The following is a 19,229-nucleotide window of genomic DNA, read 5'->3' as shown; positions in this document are numbered from 1 at the left end:
CCCCACCCCAACCCTCCCCTTGAAGGGGAGGGAGTAAAACCAACGAATGCTACTCATCATGCCAACCGCACTCATCCTCGGCGCCTCCCGCGGCATCGGCCGCGAATTCGTGCGCCAGCTCCTCGCCGCCAACTGGCGCGTGATTGCCACGGCACGCGACGACGTCTCGCTTGCCGAATTGCGCACTGCTGCCGCGGAGTCGTTCAAGCTCGATGTGGCCAATCCCGATTCGCTGGCTGGACTCGGCTGGCAGCTCGACGGCGAAAAGCTGGACCTGGCCGTCTATGTCGCCGGCGTCTACGGCCCCGAAGGCCAGAGCCCGAAGTCGCCGCCCACCGCAAAGGATTTCGACGCGGTGATGCACACCAACGTGCTGGGCGCGATGCAGGCCATTCCGACGATTGCGCCGATGGTGGAAGCGGCGCAGGGCAAGTTCGCCTTCATCAGCAGCGGCATGGGCAGCATCGGCGAGACCGATTCCACCTACGGCTGGCTGTACCGCACCTCGAAGGCCGCGCTGAACATGGCCGTCAAGAGCGCGTCGCTCGACTACCCGTCCGCTACCTTCGTTGCGATGTGCCCCGGCTGGGTGCGTACCGACATGGGCGGACCGAATGCATCCATTTCCGTCGATGAAAGCGTGAGCGGCCTGCTCACCGTGATCAGCGGACTCAAACAAGAAGACAGCGGCACTTACCGCAATTACGCCGGCCGTGCGCTGGCCTGGTAAAGGGAAATCAAACATGGTTCTGTCGGAACAACACGAAATGATCCGCGACGCGCTGCGCGCCTTCTCGCAGGAACGCCTCGCCCCCAACGCCGCCCGCTGGGACAAGGAACACCACTTCCCGAAGGATGAGCTGAAAGGCCTCGCGGAACTGGGCGCCTTCGGCGTCGCCGTGCCGGAAGAACTGGGTGGCGCGGGTCTCGACTACCTCTCGCTGTCGCTCGTGCTGGAAGAAATCGCCGCTGGCGATGGCGGCACCTCGACCGTCATTTCCGTCAACAACTGCCCGGTATGCAGCATCGCCATGATGTACGCGAACGATGCGCAGAAGGAACAATGGCTCAAGCCCCTCGCGCGCGGCGAGATGCTCGGCGCCTTCTGCCTGACCGAGCCGCACGTCGGCAGCGATGCGTCCGCACTGCGTACGACGGCGACGCGCGACGGCGACGCCTACGTGTTGAACGGCGTGAAGCAGTTCATTACCAGCGGCAAGTATGCCGACGTCGCGATCGTGATGGCCGTTACCGACCGCGAAGCCGGCAAGCGCGGCATCAGCGCGTTCTGGGTGCCGACGAATACGCCAGGCTACATCGTTGCGCGTCTCGAAGAAAAGATGGGCCAGCACTCCTCGGACACCGCGCAGATCCTGTTCGAGAATTGCCGCATCCCCGCGCAGAACCTGATTGGCGAAGAAGGCCAGGGCTACAAGATCGCGCTGTCGGGACTGGAAGGCGGCCGTATCGGCATCGCCTCGCAGTCCGTCGGCATGGCGCGCGCCGCCTTCGATGCCGCGCTCGCGTATGCGAAGGAGCGCACCAGCTTCGGCAAGACGCTGTTCGAACACCAGGCGGTGCAGTTCAAGCTGTCCGAGATGGCGACGCAGATCGAAGCCGCCCGCCAGCTCATCTGGCACGCCGCCAGCCTGAAGGATGCGGGTAAACCCTGTCTGAAAGAGGCGGCCATGGCCAAGATGTTTGCCAGCGAGATGGCCGAGCGCGTCTGTTCGGATGCGATCCAGATCCACGGCGGCTACGGTTATGTCAGCGATTTCCCGGTCGAGCGCATCTATCGCGATGTGCGCGTCTGCCAGATCTACGAAGGCACGAGCGAAATCCAGAAGATCCTGATCAGCCGCGCGCTGGCCTGACGGAATGCACATGGCGACGCCGCTCGATTTTTACTTCGACTTTTCTTCGCCCTACGGGTACTTCGCTGCGTCACGCATCGAGGCGCTCGCGGCGAAGCATGGCCGTCGCGTGGCGTGGCATCCGGTCCTGCTCGGTGCGATCTTCAAGACCACCGGCGGCATGCCGTTGCCGACGGTGCCCTTGAAGGGCGAATACTCGTATCGCGATTTCGAGCGCAGCGCGCGCTTCCACGAGATTCCGTACAAGCGCCCTGCCGGCTTCCCCATCGCCACCCAGCTTCCCGCTCGTGCAATGACCTGGATTGCGCGCGACTTCGGCGCGTACAAGGCGGTGCCGTTTGCGAAAGCCGCGTACGCATCGTATTTCGTCGACGGCATCGACATCTCGCGCCCGGAGGGCATCGCTCCGGCATGCGCGAAGATCGGCATTCGCCACGACGCCGTCCTGGAGGGCGCGAACAGCCAGGAAATCAAGGACATGCTGAAAGCCGAAGTCGAAGCGGCTGTCGAACGCGGCGTATTTGGTTCGCCCTTCGTCATTGCGGACGGCGAACCGTTCTGGGGTTTCGACCGCTTCGACCAGCTCGAAGCATTTTTGAAAAACGGAAACATCTAGGGAGACAACATCATGCCGATGAAGAAGGGCTACAAGGCGCTGGTCGACGAAGCGATGGCACAGGTCAAGACCTACAGCGTGGCCGAAGCGCAAGCCAGGCTCGAGAATCCGAATGTGCAGTTCGTCGACGTGCGCGACGTGCGCGAACTGGAGCGCGACGGCGTCATCCCCGGCGCCTATCCCGCGCCGCGCGGCATGATCGAATTCTGGGTCGACCCCGATTCCCCGTACTTCAAGCCGGTGTTCGGCGAGAAGAAGGAATTCATTTTCTTCTGCGCCGCCGGCTGGCGCAGCGCGCTGACCACCAAGACCGTGCAGGACATGGGCATGGAAAACGTCGCGCATATTGAAGGCGGATTCAGCGCGTGGAAGGCGGCCGGCGCCCCGGTCGCGGAAAAGGCCAAGAAGGCGTAATGGCAAAGAAGGATGCGCAGCCCTGCCCCTGCGGCGGCCCCGCGTACGAGCGCTGCTGCGGGCGGTTCATCGACCACGGCGAGATCCCGGAGTCGGCGGAGCAGCTGATGCGCTCGCGCTACAGCGCCTATGTCCTGCAGAAGGAGCCTTACCTGAAGGCGACCTGGCATCCGAGCACACGTCCTGCCGACGTCATCGCGCAGGACGACGGCACGAAATGGCTGGGGCTGGAGGTAAAGAAGCATGTTCCCGCCGGCGACGACGCGACCGTGGAATTCGTCGCCCGCTACAAGATCGGCGGACGCGCCCATCGCCTGCACGAGGTCAGCCGTTTCGTGCGCGAGGACGGCCGCTGGTTCTATGTCGACGGAAATTTTCCTGATAACAAATGAGTGGAGATATTGGAATGGCGAAGTTGGTTACAAGCTACGACCAGGGCAGTCGCGAAACGCCGTTGATCGAACAGACGATCGGCGATTTCTTCGATGGCATGGCCAGCCGTTTTCCCGATAACGAGGCGCTGGTGTCATGCCACCAGCAGATCCGCACCACCTACCGTCAGCTGCAGCAGGAGTCGAACCGGCTGGCGAGTGCGCTTCTCGAATCCGGCCTGCGTCCCGGCGACCGTATCGGCATCTGGTCGCACAACAACGCGCAATGGCTGCTGACGCAGATCGCGACGGCCAAGGCAGGCCTCATCCTCGTCAACATCAATCCGGCCTACCGTCTTGCGGAGCTGGAATACGCGCTCAACAAGGTCGGCTGCAAATCGCTGATCACGATGACCACGTTCAAGACCAGCAATTACATCGAGATGGTGCAGGCGACGGCGCCGGAACTGGCCTCGAGCAAGCCGGGCGCCCTCAATGCTGCCAAGGTGCCGGCGCTGAAGACCGTGATTCAACTGGGCGACGAACACGTTCCCGGCATGATGCGCTTCGCCGACTTGATGGCAACGGGCAATCCCGACGATGCACGCCTGGCGGAGATCGCAAAGAACCTGAAGAACACCGATGCGATCAACATCCAGTTCACCAGCGGCACCACCGGTTTTCCGAAGGGCGCGACGCTCACTCACCGCAATGTGCTGAACAATGGCTTCTTCATCGGCGAGGCGATGCGCCTGACGCCGCAGGACAGGCTCTGCATCCCGGTTCCGCTCTACCACTGCTTCGGCATGGTGCTCGGCAACCTCGCCTGCCTCACGCATGGCGCGACGATCGTCTATCCCAACGAAGCCTTCGATCCGCTCTCCGTGCTGGAAGCGGTAGAGAAGGAGCGCTGCACCGGCCTGCACGGCGTGCCGACGATGTTCATCGCCGAACTTGACCATCCGCGCTTCAAGGAATTCAACCTCTCGACGCTGCGTACCGGCATCATGGCCGGCTCGCCCTGCCCGATCGAGGTCATGAAGCGCGTCGTCAGCGACATGAACATGCGCGAGGTCACCATTGCCTACGGCATGACCGAGACGAGTCCGGTCAGTTGCCAGAGCACGGTCGACACGCCGCTCGAAAAGCGCGTGTCGACCGTCGGCCTGACCCAGCCGCATCTCGAAGTGAAGATCGTGAATCCGGAAAGCGGCGAGATCGTGCCCATTGGGGCGTCGGGCGAGCTGTGCACGCGCGGCTATTCGGTCATGCACGGCTACTGGGAAGATCCGCAGAAAACCGCCGAAGCCATCGACGCCGAAGGCTGGATGCATACCGGCGACCTCGCGGTGATGGATGCCGAAGGTTACGTGAATATTTCCGGCCGCATCAAGGACATGGTGATCCGCGGCGGCGAGAACATTTATCCGCGCGAGATCGAGGAATTCCTGTATCGCCACCCTGCCGTGCAGGATGTGCAGGTGGTCGGCGTTCCCGACAAGAAGTACGGGGAAGAACTGTGCGCATGGATCGTCCTGCGCCAGGGCGCCGAGCTGGATGAAGAGGGCGTGCGCGAATTCTGCCGCGGCCAGATCGCGCATTACAAGGTGCCGCGCTACATCCGTTTCGTCAGCGCCTTCCCGATGACGATCACCGGCAAGGTGCAGAAGTTCAGGATGCGTGAACTGATGAAAGAAGAACTCAAGCTCGAAGAAGACAAGACGGCTTGAACACGACAATAACAAAGGACCGGACATGGCTCACATTGAAAGCAAACTGAACACCCGCAGCGAAGACTTCAAGAACAACGCTGCCGCCATGCAGCGCGTGGTCGACGACCTGAAGGAAAAGATCGCGAAGATTTCGCTTGGCGGCGGTGAAGACGCGCGCAAAAAGCATGTCTCGCGCGGCAAGCTGTTGCCGCGCGACCGCGTGCAGATGCTGCTCGACCCGGGGACGCCCTTCCTCGAACTGTCGCAGCTGGCGGCGTACGACATGTACGACAGCGCCGCGCCGTCGGCCGGCATCATCACCGGCATCGGGCGCGTCGCCGGGCAGGAATGCGTGATCGTCTGCAACGATGCGACGGTCAAGGGCGGCACCTATTACCCGATGACGGTGAAGAAACACCTGCGTGCGCAGGAGATCGCCGACCAGAACAACCTGCCGTGCATCTATCTCGTGGATTCCGGTGGCGCCAACCTGCCGAACCAGGACGACGTGTTCCCGGATCGCGACCACTTCGGCCGCATCTTCTACAACCAGGCCAACCTGTCGGCCAAGGGCATTCCGCAGATCGCGGTGGTGATGGGTTCCTGCACGGCCGGTGGCGCCTATGTGCCGGCGATGAGCGATGAATCGATCATCGTGAAGGAACAGGGCACGATTTTCCTCGGCGGCCCGCCGCTGGTGAAGGCAGCGACCGGCGAAGTGGTGAGCGCGGAAGACCTTGGCGGCGGTGACGTGCACACGCGCCTGTCCGGCGTGGTCGACCATCTCGCGATGAACGACATGCACGCCCTGTCGCTGGCGCGCACCATCGTTTCCAACCTCAACCGCCAGAAGCCGCAGCAGCTCGTGCTGCGCGAGCCGGTGGCGCCGAAGTACGACACGCATGAACTGTACGGCGTGATCCCGACGGATACCCGCAAGCCTTTCGACGTGCGCGAAGTGATCGCGCGCATCGTGGATGGCAGCGAATTCGACGAGTTCAAGGCACGCTACGGCACCACGCTGGTGTGCGGCTTCGCACACATCTTTGGCATGCCGGTCGGCATCATTGCCAACAACGGCATCCTGTTCTCGGAATCGGCGCTGAAAGGTTCGCACTTCATCGAACTGTGCTGCCAGCGCAAGATCCCGCTGGTCTTCCTGCAGAACATCACCGGCTTCATGGTCGGCCGCAAGTACGAGAACGAAGGCATCGCGCGCAATGGCGCGAAGATGGTGACGGCGGTATCGACCGCCTCCGTGCCGAAGTTCACCGTGATCATCGGCGGCAGCTTCGGCGCCGGCAACTACGGCATGTGCGGCCGCGGTTTCTCGCCGCGCATGTTGTGGATGTGGCCGAACGCGCGTATTTCGGTCATGGGCGGCGAGCAGGCGGCCAGCGTGCTGGCGACCGTCAAGCGCGACGGCATCGAAGCCAAGGGCGGCAGCTGGTCGGCGCAGGAAGAGGAAGCCTTCAAGGCGCCGATCCGCGAGCAGTACGAACACCAGGGCCATCCGTACTACGCGTCGGCACGCCTGTGGGACGACGGCGTCATCGACCCGGCGGATACCCGCATGGTGCTGGGACTGGGATTGAGCGCGTCGCTGAATGCGCCGATTCCGGAAACGAAGTTTGGCGTATTCAGGATGTAAGCATGAGCTACCAGACCCTTGAAGTGTCCATCGACGGCCGCGTGGCGACCGTCACGCTGAACCGGCCGGAAGTGCGCAACGCGTTCAACGAAACGACGATTGCGGAAATCACCCAGGCATTCCGCGAATTGGGGAAGAACGGCGACGTACGAACGATCGTGCTCGCCGCCAACGGCCCGGCGTTCTGCGCCGGTGCGGACCTCAACTGGATGAAGAAGATGGCCGGCTACACGCACGAGGAAAACCGTGCTGATGCCGGCCAGCTGGCGGAGATGTTGCGCACCATCTACACCTGTCCGAAGCCGGTCGTCGCGAAGGTGCAGGGCGATTGCTACGCAGGCGGCATGGGACTGGCCGCGGCATGTGACGTCATTGTTGCAAGCGAGGCAACTAATTTTTGCCTGAGCGAGGTAAAACTGGGCCTGATTCCTGCGACAATCTCGCCTTACGTCATTATCGCGATGGGCGAAAACGCCGCCCGCCGCTATTTCCTCACTGCGGAGCGTTTCTCCGCCCAGGAAGCACACCGGATCGGATTCGTGCACCAGGTCACCACCGCTGACGCACTGGACGCGGCAGTCGCCGACATCGTCAAGGCACTGGTCACCAACAGCCCGAACGCCGTGAAGGAAGCCAAGCGCCTCGTGCAGGACGTCGCCGGCAAACCGCTGACCGCGGAACTGATCGCCGACACGGCAGAGCGCATCGCAGACATCCGCAGTTCCGAAGAGGGCAAGGAAGGTGTGCGTTCATTCCTGGAGAAGCGCAAGCCGAACTGGCTGGGATAGCGTCGCCGGCAAGGAAACATTGGAGCAGTCTTGAACGCAAGCCTCAAATCCGACTGGGTCGAACGCAGCCTGAAAAGCGTCTGGCACCCGTGCACACAGATGCAGCACCATGAAACGGTGCCGCTGGTGCCGGTCAGCCATGGGCGCGGTGCGTGGCTGTACGACGCCAACGGCCAGCGCTACCTCGATGCCATCAGTTCGTGGTGGGTCAACCTGTTCGGCCATGCCAATCCGCGCATTAACGCCGCGCTGAAGGAACAGCTCGACCTGCTGGAACATGCGATGCTCGCCGGCTTCACGCACGAACCGGTGATCACCCTGTCGGAAAAGCTGTCGGCGCTGACTGGCGGCGTGCTCGGCCACTGCTTCTATGCGTCGGATGGCGCTTCCGCCACCGAGATCGCGCTCAAGATGAGCTTCCATTACTGGCGCAACAGCGGCAAGGATGCGAAGCGCGAATTCGTTTGCCTGAAAGGCAGCTACCACGGAGAGACGGTCGGAGCGCTTGCCGTCACCGACGTCGCCATCTTCCGCGACGCCTACGGCCCGATGCTGCAGCAATCGCATGTCGTGACGGCGCCCGATGCACGCAATGCGCGGGATGGAGAAAGTGCTGCCGACGTAGCCCGCCGTGCCGCGAAGGACCTGGAGATACTGCTGCAGGATCGCAGCGACAGGATCGCAGCTGTCATCATCGAGCCGCTGGTCCAGTGCGCTGCCGGCATGGCGATGTACGATCCGGTCTACCTGAAGGAAGTGCGCGCCCTGTGCGACCGCTACCAGGTCCACCTGATCGCGGATGAAATCGCGGTTGGTTGCGGCCGCACCGGTACCTTCTTCGCCTGCGAGCAGGCATCGATCTGGCCCGATTTCGTTTGCCTGTCGAAGGGCATCAGCGGCGGTTACCTGCCGCTGTCGCTGGTCATGACACGCGATGACATCTATCGTGCCTTCTATCACAGCGATGTCACGCGCGGCTTCCTGCACTCGCATTCCTACACCGGCAACCCGCTCGCCTGCCGCGCGGCGCTGGCGACACTGGCCATCTTTGAGGAAGACGACGTGCTCAACCATAACCGCGAGCGCGCGGAAAAGATGACTGCCGCGCTGGCGCCGCTTACCTCGCACGCCAGGGTCCGGAACTTCCGCCAGCGCGGCATGATGTGGGCATTCGATGCGGTGGTGAACGATCCCGCGAAGGCAGCGACCTTCTCGCGGCGCTTCTTCACCGAGGCCCTGCAGCAGGAACTGCTGCTGCGCCCCATCGGCCGCACCGTGTACCTGATGCCGCCCTACATCCTCGACGATGAGGAAATTGCGCTGCTTGCATCGCGCACGCACGCCGTGTTCAACAAGGTTGTGGAGGCATGACGATGGAATTGCTTGCCAACCTCGAACGCGGACTGCAGGAGCTCGACCGCCAAAGCCTGCGCCGCCGCCTGCGCGTCGCCGAGACGCCGTGCGCGCCGCGCATGAAAGTCGATGGCCGCGACATGCTGGCCTTCTGCAGCAACGACTATCTCGGCCTTGCCTCGCATCCGCGCCTGGTCGAGGCTTTGCAGGAAGGGGCGGCGCGCTACGGTGTCGGCAGCGGCGCCTCGCACTTGATCAGTGGTCATTCGCGCGCCCACGCCTTGCTCGAAGAGCGCTTCGCCGATTTCCTGTCGCCGCACCTCGAATCGCCGCGCGCCCTGTATTTCTGCACCGGCTACATGGCTAACCTGGCGGTGCTGACGGCCCTCGCCGGGCATGAAGCGGAGATCTTCTCCGAAGAACTGAACCACGCTTCGCTCATCGACGGTGCACGACTTGCCCGTACTGGCGTGAAGGTCTACGCGCACGGCGATGCGGATGCACTGGAACAACTGCTCAAGGCAAGCACGGCAACGACAAAGCTCGTCGTTACCGACAGTGTGTTCAGCATGGACGGCGACCTCGCGCCGCTGCCGAAAATGTTGAAGCTGTGCGAACAGTACGGCGCCTGGCTGATCGTCGACGACGCGCACGGCTTCGGTGTGCTCGGACAGCACGGGCGCGGCGCGCTCGAACATTTCAACCTGCGTTCGCCTTACCTCGTGTACGTGGGAACGCTTGGCAAGGCCGCCGGCGTCGGCGGCGCATTCGTCGCCGCGCATGCAACCGTCATCGAATGGCTGGTGCAGCGGGCGCGCCCCTACATCTACACCACAGCCGCCGCGCCCGCGCTGTCGCATGCGCTGATGGCAAGCATGGACATCATTGACGGTGAAGAAGGCGCGCAGCGCCGCGCCCACCTGCGGTCACTGATCGGCCAGTTGCGCAGCGAACTGAACCTGCAGCGCTGGAAGCTGTTCCCATCGAACACCGCGATCCAGCCCGTAATCATCGGCGCCAACGATGAAGCCATGCGCGCGGCGAAGGCCTTGTACGACCAGGGGTTCTGGGTGCCGGGTATCCGGCCGCCGACGGTGCCTGCCGGGACGGCGCGGCTACGCGTCACCTTGTCGGCGTCGCATACCGGCCCCGAGGTGTCCCAGTTGGCGAGCGCGTTCAATCTGATGGAGGCATTTGCGTGAGCGCTTCGATCGGTTATTTCGTGACCGGCACCGACACTGAAATCGGCAAGACGCTGGTGACGTGCACGCTGCTGCACGCTCTTGCGCAAGCGGGCGTACGCGCCGCAGGCATGAAGCCGGTCGCGGCGGGCGCGGAACTGCGTGACGGCGCATGGCACAACGAGGATGTTGACCTGCTTGTCGCGGCGGCGCCCATCGTGCTGCCGACCGACCTGACGACGCCCTACCTGCTGCGTGATGCCGCCGCGCCGCACATTGCGGCTGCACAGGAAGGCGTCAACATCGACCTCGCCCGCATCATGGATTGCTACGCGCGCGTCGCGGCCGCGGCCGATGCCGTCGTGGTCGAAGGCGTAGGAGGTTTCCGCGTTCCCTTGTCGCGCACGCATGACACCGCCGATCTCGCGCAGCAGCTTGGCCTGCCGGTCGTGCTCGTCGTCGGCATGCGGTTGGGATGCATCAATCATGCGCTGCTCACCGCCGATGCGATCGCAGCGCGCGGCCTCACACTCGCCGGCTGGGTCGCCAATGTCGTTGATCCCGGCATGCGTTATGGCGTCGACAATGTTGTCGCACTGACCGAACGCCTGGATGCACCGATGCTCGGCACGATCCCGCGCCTGCCGTCGGCGGACCCGGTGCTTGCCGCGCCCCATCTCGATTTTTCAAGTTTGCCGGGCTGGCCCCGGCCCGTTTCACACTGATGCAAAGGAAGCAGTCCATGTCGTCGCAACCGATCTCATTCCAGCAAGTTCCGACTCCCGCCAAACTGCGCGAAATCGCCGCGCAACGTTGGCCGGTCGCCAAGATCGAAGAACTGTTCAACCTGCCGTTCAGCGACCTGCTGTTCCGTGCGCAGCAGGTCCATCGCGAAAACTTCGATCCGCAGGAAGTGGAACTGGCCACGCTGATGTCGATCAAGACCGGCGGCTGTCCCGAGGATTGCGGCTATTGCCCGCAGGCCGCGCGCTATGACACCGGTGTCAAGGCGCAGAAGATCCTGGAACTCGAAACCGTGCTCGACGCCGCCCGCAAGGCGAAGGAGCATGGCGCCACCCGCTTCTGCATGGGCGCGGCATGGCGCGAGCCGAAGGACCGCGACCTCGACCACGTCGAGGCAATGGTGCGCGGCGTCAAGGATCTCGGCATGGAAGCGTGCGTCACGCTGGGCATGCTGGGAGAAGGACAGGCGGAGCGCCTGAAGGCGGCGGGTCTGGATTACTACAACCATAACCTCGACACCGCACCCGAGTTCTACAACAACATCATCACCACCCGCGATTACCAGAACCGCCTCGATACGCTGGAGCGCGTGCGCAACGCCGGCATCAAGGTGTGCTGCGGCGGCATTGTCGGCATGGGCGAATCGCGCCGCCAGCGGGCCGGCCTCGTGGCGCAGCTGGCGAACATGGACCCGTATCCGGAGTCGGTGCCAGTCAACAACCTGGTGCAGGTCGAGGGCACTCCCCTGCACGGCACCGATCCGATCGATCCGCTGGAATTCGTGCGTACGATCGCGGTCGCGCGCATCACCATGCCGAAGGCACGTGTGCGCCTTTCCGCAGGCCGTCGCGAGATGGGCGAGGCGGTGCAGGCGATGTGCTTCGTCGCTGGCGCGAATTCGATTTTCTACGGCGACAAGCTGCTGACGACCGGCAATCCGGATGTCGAAGCGGATCGCGTGTTGCTGGAAAAGCTCGGCATGAAGGTAAAGCATACGCAGCATGAGCCGAAGTGTGAGGTAACGCAGTAAGGAATGTTCCTTCCCCGTGAAGGGGAAGGCGTTGTACAGAGGATGGATTCACCCGCCATAACAACAACCAGCACCCTCTCGACACAATCGAGAGAGACAGCACCCAAGGAGTCAGCGTGTTCACCAAGATCCTGATTGCAAACCGCGGCGAAATCGCCTGCCGTGTCGCCGCCACCGCCCATCGCATGGGCATCAAGACCGTTGCGGTCTATTCGGAGGCGGATGCCAACGCCAAGCACGTCGCCGTGTGCGACGAGTCCGTCCTGATCGGCCCTGCTCCCGCGAAGGAAAGCTACCTGCGCGCGGACAAGATCATCGAGGTCGCGCTCGCCACCGGCGCCCAGGCAATCCATCCCGGCTACGGCTTCCTGTCCGAGAACGAGGATTTCGCCGAAGCCTGCGCCAAGGCCGGCCTCGCCTTCATCGGCCCGCCGGCATCGGCGATCCGCGCGATGGGCTCGAAGTCCGCGGCAAAGGCCTTGATGGAAAAGGCCGACGTGCCGCTGGTGCCGGGCTACCACGGTGACACCCAGGACGCCGATTTCCTGCAGGGACAGGCCGACAGGATCGGTTACCCGGTGCTGCTCAAGGCCAGCGCCGGCGGCGGCGGCAAGGGCATGCGTATCGTGGAGAAGAGCGCCGACTTCAAGGCAGCGCTCGAGTCCTGCAAGCGTGAAGCGATCAACAGCTTCGGCGACGACAAGGTGCTGGTCGAAAAATACCTGACCCGCCCGCGCCATATCGAGATCCAGGTGTTTGCCGACACCAAGGGCAATTGCGTGTACCTGTTCGAGCGCGACTGCTCGGTGCAGCGCCGCCACCAGAAGGTGCTGGAAGAAGCACCTGCGCCCGGCATGACGACAGAGCGCCGCCGCGCGATGGGTGAAGCCGCGGTTGCCGCCGCTAAGGCAGTCGGCTATGTCGGCGCCGGTACCGTGGAATTCATCGCCAACCAGGACGGTTCGTTCTACTTCATGGAAATGAACACCCGCCTGCAGGTGGAACACCCCGTCACCGAAATGATCACCGGCACCGACCTGGTCGAATGGCAATTGCGCGTGGCGTTCGGCGAATCCTTGCCGAAAAAGCAGGAAGAGCTGACCATTCACGGCCACGCCCTCGAAGCGCGCATCTACGCCGAGAATCCGGAGAAGGGCTTCCTGCCGTCCATCGGCACGCTGCGCCACATGCACACGCCTTCCGCTGTGACCTTCGAACTGGGCAAGGGCATTGCCGGAAATGACCCGGCCGCGATCCGTATCGATTCCGGTGTGCGTGAAAGCGATGCGATTTCCCCGTTCTACGATCCGATGATTGCCAAGCTGATCGTCTGGGGCAAGGACCGCGAGGAGGCGCTGGCGCACATGGCGCAGGCGCTGTCGGAATACCAGATCGTCGGCCTTGCCACCAACGTCGCCTTCCTCAAGCGTCTGGTCGAGAGCAAGCCCTTCTCGGGTGCGGATCTCGACACCGGCCTGATCGAACGCAACCATGCCGAGCTGTTCCCGCCGATGCCGCAAACCGCTCTGCCGGTACTAGCGCTTGCCGCGGCCTCGCTGCTGGTCTCCGAACAGAATGCCGGCGCCGCAGCGAACGATCCGTGGGCCAGCACCAGCGGCTGGCGCATGAATACGACTTTGCTGCGCACGCTCGATTACTCGGATGAGTCGGGCGCCTACCCGGTCACCGTCGGCTACAAGGATGCCGGCTGGTCGATCGCGCAAGGCGCGACGGCTGCAGCGATGACGCTGGTGGAACGCAATGGCAAGCACCTCGTCATCAAGCTCGACGGCGCAACCGTGCGCGGCACGGTGGTGCGCGACGGAGAAATGTTCCACGTCTTCACAGGCGGCGCTCACTTCCCGCTGCATTACAACGACCCGCTGGCGCATGCCGGTGAATCGGAAGCCGAAGGCGGCCGCCTGACCGCGCCGATGCCGGGCAAGATCGTGGCGGTGCTGGTCGACAAGGGCAAGACCGTCGAGAAGGGCGCGCCGCTGCTGATCATGGAAGCGATGAAGATGGAGCACACGATTGCCGCGCCGGCCAATGGTACGGTCGAGGACCTGCTGTATGCGGTCGGCGACCAGGTAGCGGAAGGGGCGCAGTTGCTGGCATTTAAGGCGGCGTAAAACCGAGACTGTGTTCGACAGCGGGTGGCAGCAGTTCTTGCAATTGCTTACTCACCCCGTCATCAGGCACGCGTAACGAACCAAACGAAAGAGCCATCATGACCCTCCCCAGCAAAGTCAAAATCGTCGAAGTCGGCCCGCGCGACGGCCTGCAGAACGAAAAGGAAACCATCCCCGTCGAGGTCAAGATCGAACTGGTCGACCGGCTGACGGAAGCCGGTTTCGCGAACATCGAAGCGGCGTCCTACGTGTCGCCCAAGTGGGTGCCACAAATGGCAACGTCCACGGAAGTCATGGCCGGCATCACGCGCAAGCCGGGCGTGATCTATTCCGCGCTGACGCCGAACATGAAGGGCTTCGAAGGCGCGCTCGCATCCAAGGCTGATGAAGTCGTCATCTTCGGCGCCGCGTCCGAAGCCTTCTCGCAAAAGAACATCAACTGCTCCATCGCGGAATCGATCGAGCGTTTCCGTGACGTTGCGCAAGCCGCCAAGCAGCACAACATCCGCCTGCGCGGCAGCATCAGCTGCTCCTTCGGCTGCCCCTACCAGGGCGAGGTATCGCCGGAAAGCGTGGCTGATGTTGTGCGGCGACTGAAGGACCTCGGCTGCGACGAGATCGACATCGCCGACACCATCGGCGTCGGCACGCCGCGTCATGTGCAAAAGGTGATGGAGCGCGCGGCGAAGGAATTTCCGATCGCACAACTGTCCGGCCATTTCCACGACACCTACGGCCAGGCGCTGGCGAACATCTACGCGGCGATGGAAGTCGGCGTGTCGATTTTCCACTCCTCCGTCGCGGGACTCGGCGGTTGCCCGTATGCGAAGGGCGCGACCGGTAACGTGTCCACCGAAGATGTGCTGTACATGATGAACGGCCTCGGCGTGGACACCGGCATCAACCTCGACAAGGTGGTGGACGCAGGACAGTTCATCTCGAAACATCTCGGCCGCAAGGCGGTGAGCCGTGCCGGCAATGCGATTGCCGCGAAGCGCGCGGGATAAATTTTCCCGCGCGGGAGAGCCATGAAGCTTCCGCTGCTGCTGTCGGAAATCCGCGCCTGCCGCCTGTGCGAGAAGCATCTTCCGTACGGACCCAGGCCGGTGGTACAGGCCGGCGCCGGCGCGCGCCTCCTGATCGTGGGCCAGGCGCCCGGCCGCCGTGTGCATGAAACCGGCATTCCGTGGAACGATCCTTCGGGCGAACGGTTGCGCGACTGGCTCGGTGTGCCGCGGGAGCAGTTTTACGACGAATCCCGCATTGCCATCGTCCCGACCGCATTCTGCTATCCGGGAAAGGGCAAGAGCGGCGACCTGCCGCCCCGTGCCGAATGCGCGCCCGCCTGGCATGCCAGCCTGCTGGAGGCTATGCCCGAGGTCCGGTTGACGCTGCTGATCGGGCGCCATGCGCAGGAATATTATTTGCGGGAAAATGGCAGGGCGACGCTCACCGAGACAGTTGCCGCGTTTGCCGACTACCTGCCGGCGTATTTCCCGCTGCCGCACCCGAGCCCCCGCAACCAGGCATGGTGGAAGGCCAACCCCTGGTTCGAGCGGGACGTGCTGCCGGCGCTGCGCCGGCATGTCGCATCGGCCTTACTCTAGTAATCAAGGAAACATGCAAGACAATCTCCAGGAAAAACTGCCGGATACCGCGCAACGCGTGGCCGACCTGCTGGTCTCGATCGGACACAACAAGCCGGTCGTGATGCTGCCTGAAACCGGCAAGACCTCGGCCGAAGCCGCCGCCGGTCTCGGATGCAGCGTGGCCGAAATCGCCAAGTCCATCGTCTTTCGCCGCCTGTCCGACGATGCGGCGGTGATGGTAGTGGCCAGCGGCGCCAACCGCGTCGACGAACACAAGGTGGCCGCCATTGTCGGGCCGCTCGGCCGCGCGGATGCGAAGTTCGTGAAGACGCGCATCGGCTACGCCATCGGCGGCGTCTGTCCGATCGGCCATGTGGAGAAGACTGTGATGCTGATCGACCAGGACCTGATGCAGTACGGCAGCGTGTGGGCCGCAGCGGGGCATCCGCATGCGGTATTCAACCTGACGCCGCAGCAGCTGGTCGCAATGACCGGCGCGCCGGTGGTTGACGTGGCATTGAAGGCAAGTCCGGCGGCGGAATGATTGATTTCGATCCGGCTACCGATACCGGCAAGGTGCCTTCACCTTGCATCAGTATCTGCAAGATGAATCCGCAGACGGGCTTGTGCGAGGGATGCTTGCGTACCATCGACGAAATCACGCGGTGGAGCACGGCGACCGAGGAAGCGAAGCGCCAGGTCTGGGTGGAGATCAAGCGCAGGCAGGACGGGTTGTTCTGAATAACGACGGAGAGAGCATCGTGAAGCAGATTGATTGGTACTTCGATTTCATTTCCCCATTCTCCTACCTGCAGAGCGAGCTGCTGCATACGCTGCCCGAGGTAAAAATCACCTTCCGGCCCGTGCTGTTCGCGGGCCTGCTTGCTCACTGGGACAACAAGGGCCCGGCCGAAATCGTCCCGAAGCGCACCTGGACCTTCGAGCACTGTGCATGGCTCGCACACAAGCACGACATCCCGATGACGATGCCGGGCCATCATCCTTTCAATCCCCTGCCGCTGCTGCGCCTGTGCATCGCGCTCGGCAGTACGAAGGAAGCCATGCAGCGCCTGTTCCGCTACGTCTGGCGCGAGGGCCATCTGCCGACGGACGAGCGGCCCTGGCAGGTATTGATGCAGGAGCTGGGTGCGACCCCGGACATGCTGGATACACCCGACGTCAAGCAGCAACTCCGCGCCAATGGCGAAATGGCAATATCCGCCAATGTGTTTGGCGTGCCGACGGCAGTCGTGGATAATCGTTGCTTCTGGGGACTGGACTCCACCGACATGCTGGTTGCCTACCTGCGTGACGACCCCTTCTTCCGTTCCGATCTGCTCAGGCAAGCGCAAACCCTGCCGCAAGGCGTACAGAGAAAAATCACGTAATGAAATTCGAGTTTTACAAACCGGAGAAGACGGTTTCCGGCCCCGCCTACAGCGGCATGTTCAAGGTCCTGGCGACGGTGGTGACCATTGTCCTCGCCGGCTACGGCACCACCATCGCACTGCGCTTTCCGTTGATGCAGTACAGCTTCGGCGTGAAGGCGCTGCTGCTGTGCGCCGCATTGATGCTGGCCGTCAGCTATTACTGGTTCCTGCGTTCCACCATCACCATCGATGACAAGGGCATCACGCAGACCTGGATGTACAACCGCAAGGTCGAATGGCCGGACATCCGCAGCGCGAAGATGATCGGCATTCCCTACTTGGGCTGGATCTTCCCGCCGCGCCTCATCGTTCGCACCGGAACCGCCTATGCCACCTTCAACGGCGGCTCGCAGGACATCCTCATTGAATTCGCGAAGATCTCCCTCGCGTACCAGATGAAAAAATGACACTTCCCGAAACGATGCGCGTGTTCGAGCGCGGCTGGCTGTCGTCGAACAATATCCTCTTCATCGGCTCCCGCGAAACGGCGCTGGTCGACAGCGGATACGCGACCCATGCCGAGCAGACCGTCGCGCTCGTGGCCCATGCGCTGCAAGGCCGCAAGCTCGACCGGTTGGTCAACACCCACCTGCATTCGGACCATTGCGGCGGCAACGCTGCGCTGCAGCACACCTACGCCTGCCTGACCGCCATTCCGGCTGCCGAAGCCGAGAAGGTGCGCGCCTGGGATACGGATGCACTCACCTACAAGGCGACCGGCCAGCAGTGCCCACGCTTCAGTTTTGATGACACGATTGCGCCCGGCGACGTGCTCACGCTTGGCGACATGACCTGGCAGGCACTTGGCGCGCCGGGCCATGATCCCCACTCCCTGATTCTTTATTGCGCGGACGAACGCATCCTGATTTCCGCCGATGCCCTTTGGCAGAACGGCTTCGGCGTGGTGTTTCCCGAACTGGAAGGCGAGCCGGGATTCGGCGAGGTGCGCGCGACGCTGGAGCTGATTGCTTCGCTCGATGTGAAGCTGGTCATTCCCGGTCACGGCGCGCCGTTCACTGACGTGGGCAAGGCGCTGGAGACGGCGTTCTCGCGCGTGGACTATTTCATGGCCGATCCGGCGCGCAATGCGCAGAATGCCATCAAGGTCCTGCTGAAGTTCCTGCTGCTGGAGAAGCAGTCGATTGCGCTCGGCGAACTCGAGCCGCTGATGGCTGGCATGTATCTGTTCCGCGAATCGAACCGGCGTTATCTGAAAAAGGATGAGTCGGAGCTCGCGCACTGGGCTGTCGCGCAGCTTGTGCGCGCCGGAGCGGCGGAAGTGAAGGCGGACCGGCTCGTCAATAAGGATTAGGGCGAACACGGGCACCGTCGCTTCAAATACCGATACAACTTGCCCCGTCATTCCCGCGGAGGCGGGAATGACGGGGCAAGGGTGAGGGGCGCGTCGGCGTTAGCGCCCGCCCATATGCGTGCGTTACGCCGTCCGCTGCTCTCGATCCTTCTTGTTCTGCGCCTCGATACGGTCCCGCGCGTCCTTCCACTGATCTTGCGTCCACGACCGCAATTCATAGAAATTTCCACCCGTCGCGAGATGATGTCCGCCGTCCATCATGATCGCCTGCCCGGTCAGCCAGTCGCAGCCGTCGGCCATCAGGAAGGTGGCCAGGTTTTGCAGCTCTTCCATCTTGCCGGCGCGGCCAAACGGATTGGTCTTCGCTGAACGTTCTCCAGGTACTTCGCCCGGATTGAGACGCTTGCTCATGCCTTCGGTCGGGATTTCGCCCGGGCCGATGGCGTTGAGGCGGACGCCGTACTGCGCCCATTCGGTCGCAAGGGACATGGTCATCGCATGGATGGCCGACTTGCTCATGGCGGAGGGCACGACAAACGGGCCGCCGTTCAGCACCCAGGTGACGATGATCGAAATCACGCTGCGGTAGCCGTCTTCCGGTTTCCACTGGCCCTTGGCCGCCATCTCCACCCAGCGCTTGCCGACGGAATGCGTGACGTAGAAGGTGCCGTGCATGACGATGTTGGCCACGGCATCGAAGCCGCGCGACGACAGGGCCGAGGTCGGCGAGATGAAGTTGCCGGCGGCATTGTTGACGAGCCCGGTGAGCGGGCCTTCGGCGAAGATCTGCTCCACCATGTCGTCGACCGCGGCGGCATCGCGAATGTCGATGCCGAAGGTCTTCACGCTGCCGCCGTGCGCGGCCATCAACTCTTTCGCGGTGTCATCGCAGACCTGCTTGCGGCGGCCGCAGATGTAAATGTCGGCGCCGAGCGACAGGTACTTCTCCGCCATCGCGCGTCCCAGGCCGGTACCGCCGCCTGTGACGAGGATGCGCTTGCCTTGCATGAGTTTGGGTTGGAACATGGCTGT

21 protein-coding genes are annotated in these 19,229 nt (G+C 63.1%); 20 read left to right on the top strand and 1 reads right to left on the bottom strand.

Translation table 11 applies throughout. The features are described 5' to 3' along the window. The first annotated feature begins 58 nt into the window (after positions 1-58). The 20 genes from ACNOHI_RS16130 to ACNOHI_RS16035 all read left to right on the top strand — a co-directional run bounded on the left by ACNOHI_RS16130 (position 59) and on the right by ACNOHI_RS16035 (position 18,197). Positions 59-730 carry an SDR family oxidoreductase gene (locus tag ACNOHI_RS16130; protein WP_420475701.1) on the top strand — a complete coding sequence of 224 codons (672 nt, stop codon included), beginning with the start codon at positions 59-61 and terminating at the stop codon, positions 728-730. A gap of 13 nt (positions 731-743) precedes the next feature. After that, on the top strand, positions 744-1,874 hold the full coding sequence (locus ACNOHI_RS16125; protein ID WP_420475700.1) for an acyl-CoA dehydrogenase family protein: 1,131 nt from the start codon (positions 744-746) through the stop codon (positions 1,872-1,874). Between the two features lie 10 nt (positions 1,875-1,884). After that, a complete protein-coding gene (locus ACNOHI_RS16120; protein ID WP_420475699.1) occupies positions 1,885-2,490 on the top strand; it encodes a 2-hydroxychromene-2-carboxylate isomerase in 606 nt (201 codons plus the stop codon). Between the two features lie 12 nt (positions 2,491-2,502). Beyond that, positions 2,503-2,904 carry a rhodanese-like domain-containing protein gene (locus tag ACNOHI_RS16115; protein ID WP_420475698.1) on the top strand — a complete coding sequence of 134 codons (402 nt, stop codon included), beginning with the start codon at positions 2,503-2,505 and terminating at the stop codon, positions 2,902-2,904. Next, entirely contained in the window at positions 2,904-3,296 is a 393-nt protein-coding gene (locus tag ACNOHI_RS16110) for a YchJ family protein (protein ID WP_420475697.1), read from the top strand. Before ACNOHI_RS16115 ends, ACNOHI_RS16110 begins: the two co-directional genes overlap by 1 nt. A gap of 14 nt (positions 3,297-3,310) precedes the next feature. Next, positions 3,311-5,005: an AMP-binding protein gene (locus ACNOHI_RS16105; protein WP_420475696.1), complete on the top strand. Its 1,695-nt coding sequence runs from the start codon at positions 3,311-3,313 to the stop codon at positions 5,003-5,005. 25 nt (positions 5,006-5,030) lie between these two features. Further along, positions 5,031-6,638 carry a carboxyl transferase domain-containing protein gene (locus ACNOHI_RS16100; RefSeq protein WP_420475695.1) on the top strand — a complete coding sequence of 536 codons (1,608 nt, stop codon included), beginning with the start codon at positions 5,031-5,033 and terminating at the stop codon, positions 6,636-6,638. Positions 6,639-6,640: 2 nt separating this feature from the next. After that, entirely contained in the window at positions 6,641-7,426 is a 786-nt protein-coding gene (locus ACNOHI_RS16095; RefSeq protein ID WP_420475694.1) for an enoyl-CoA hydratase/isomerase family protein, read from the top strand. Between the two features lie 30 nt (positions 7,427-7,456). Then, entirely contained in the window at positions 7,457-8,797 is a 1,341-nt protein-coding gene (gene bioA, locus ACNOHI_RS16090; protein ID WP_420475693.1) for an adenosylmethionine--8-amino-7-oxononanoate transaminase, read from the top strand. Between the two features lie 2 nt (positions 8,798-8,799). Next, the gene (bioF, locus tag ACNOHI_RS16085; protein ID WP_420475793.1) at positions 8,800-9,981 is read left to right on the top strand and encodes an 8-amino-7-oxononanoate synthase; all 1,182 of its coding nucleotides are present in this window, start codon (positions 8,800-8,802) and stop codon (positions 9,979-9,981) included. After that, positions 9,978-10,685, top strand: coding sequence for a dethiobiotin synthase (gene bioD, locus ACNOHI_RS16080; RefSeq protein WP_420475692.1), 708 nt, complete (start codon positions 9,978-9,980; stop codon positions 10,683-10,685). Before bioF ends, bioD begins: the two co-directional genes overlap by 4 nt. A 17-nt stretch (positions 10,686-10,702) precedes the next feature. Continuing rightward, entirely contained in the window at positions 10,703-11,734 is a 1,032-nt protein-coding gene (bioB, locus tag ACNOHI_RS16075) for a biotin synthase BioB (protein WP_420475691.1), read from the top strand. 116 nt (positions 11,735-11,850) lie between these two features. Next, entirely contained in the window at positions 11,851-13,866 is a 2,016-nt protein-coding gene (locus tag ACNOHI_RS16070) for an acetyl/propionyl/methylcrotonyl-CoA carboxylase subunit alpha (protein ID WP_420475690.1), read from the top strand. 98 nt (positions 13,867-13,964) lie between these two features. After that, positions 13,965-14,873, top strand: coding sequence for a hydroxymethylglutaryl-CoA lyase (locus tag ACNOHI_RS16065; RefSeq protein ID WP_420475689.1), 909 nt, complete (start codon positions 13,965-13,967; stop codon positions 14,871-14,873). 21 nt (positions 14,874-14,894) lie between these two features. After that, entirely contained in the window at positions 14,895-15,473 is a 579-nt protein-coding gene (locus ACNOHI_RS16060; RefSeq protein ID WP_420475688.1) for a uracil-DNA glycosylase family protein, read from the top strand. Between the two features lie 13 nt (positions 15,474-15,486). After that, positions 15,487-15,999 carry a YbaK/EbsC family protein gene (locus tag ACNOHI_RS16055; protein ID WP_420475687.1) on the top strand — a complete coding sequence of 171 codons (513 nt, stop codon included), beginning with the start codon at positions 15,487-15,489 and terminating at the stop codon, positions 15,997-15,999. Beyond that, positions 15,996-16,196 carry a DUF1289 domain-containing protein gene (locus ACNOHI_RS16050; protein WP_420475686.1) on the top strand — a complete coding sequence of 67 codons (201 nt, stop codon included), beginning with the start codon at positions 15,996-15,998 and terminating at the stop codon, positions 16,194-16,196. Before ACNOHI_RS16055 ends, ACNOHI_RS16050 begins: the two co-directional genes overlap by 4 nt. Before the next feature lie 20 nt (positions 16,197-16,216). Then, complete coding sequence (locus tag ACNOHI_RS16045; RefSeq protein WP_420475685.1) at positions 16,217-16,843, top strand: 2-hydroxychromene-2-carboxylate isomerase; 627 nt, start codon at positions 16,217-16,219, stop codon at positions 16,841-16,843. Continuing rightward, positions 16,843-17,292, top strand: coding sequence for a hypothetical protein (locus tag ACNOHI_RS16040; RefSeq protein ID WP_420475684.1), 450 nt, complete (start codon positions 16,843-16,845; stop codon positions 17,290-17,292). The genes ACNOHI_RS16045 and ACNOHI_RS16040 overlap by 1 nt, the downstream gene beginning before the upstream one ends. Continuing rightward, positions 17,289-18,197 carry an MBL fold metallo-hydrolase gene (locus tag ACNOHI_RS16035; RefSeq protein WP_420475683.1) on the top strand — a complete coding sequence of 303 codons (909 nt, stop codon included), beginning with the start codon at positions 17,289-17,291 and terminating at the stop codon, positions 18,195-18,197. Before ACNOHI_RS16040 ends, ACNOHI_RS16035 begins: the two co-directional genes overlap by 4 nt. A gap of 123 nt (positions 18,198-18,320) precedes the next feature. On the opposite strand, the gene ACNOHI_RS16030 is transcribed toward ACNOHI_RS16035, so the two are convergent. Continuing rightward, on the bottom strand, positions 18,321-19,223 hold the full coding sequence (locus ACNOHI_RS16030) for an SDR family oxidoreductase (protein ID WP_420475682.1): 903 nt from the start codon (positions 19,221-19,223) through the stop codon (positions 18,321-18,323). Between the last annotated feature and the right edge of the window lie 6 nt (positions 19,224-19,229).

Origin of the sequence: Noviherbaspirillum sp. ST9, from assembly GCF_048799745.1 — a bacterium.
Taxonomy (GTDB): domain Bacteria; phylum Pseudomonadota; class Gammaproteobacteria; order Burkholderiales; family Burkholderiaceae_D; genus Noviherbaspirillum.
Note: the sequence above shows the minus strand (reverse complement) of the source record. Positions and strands in the feature narration are given on the sequence as shown.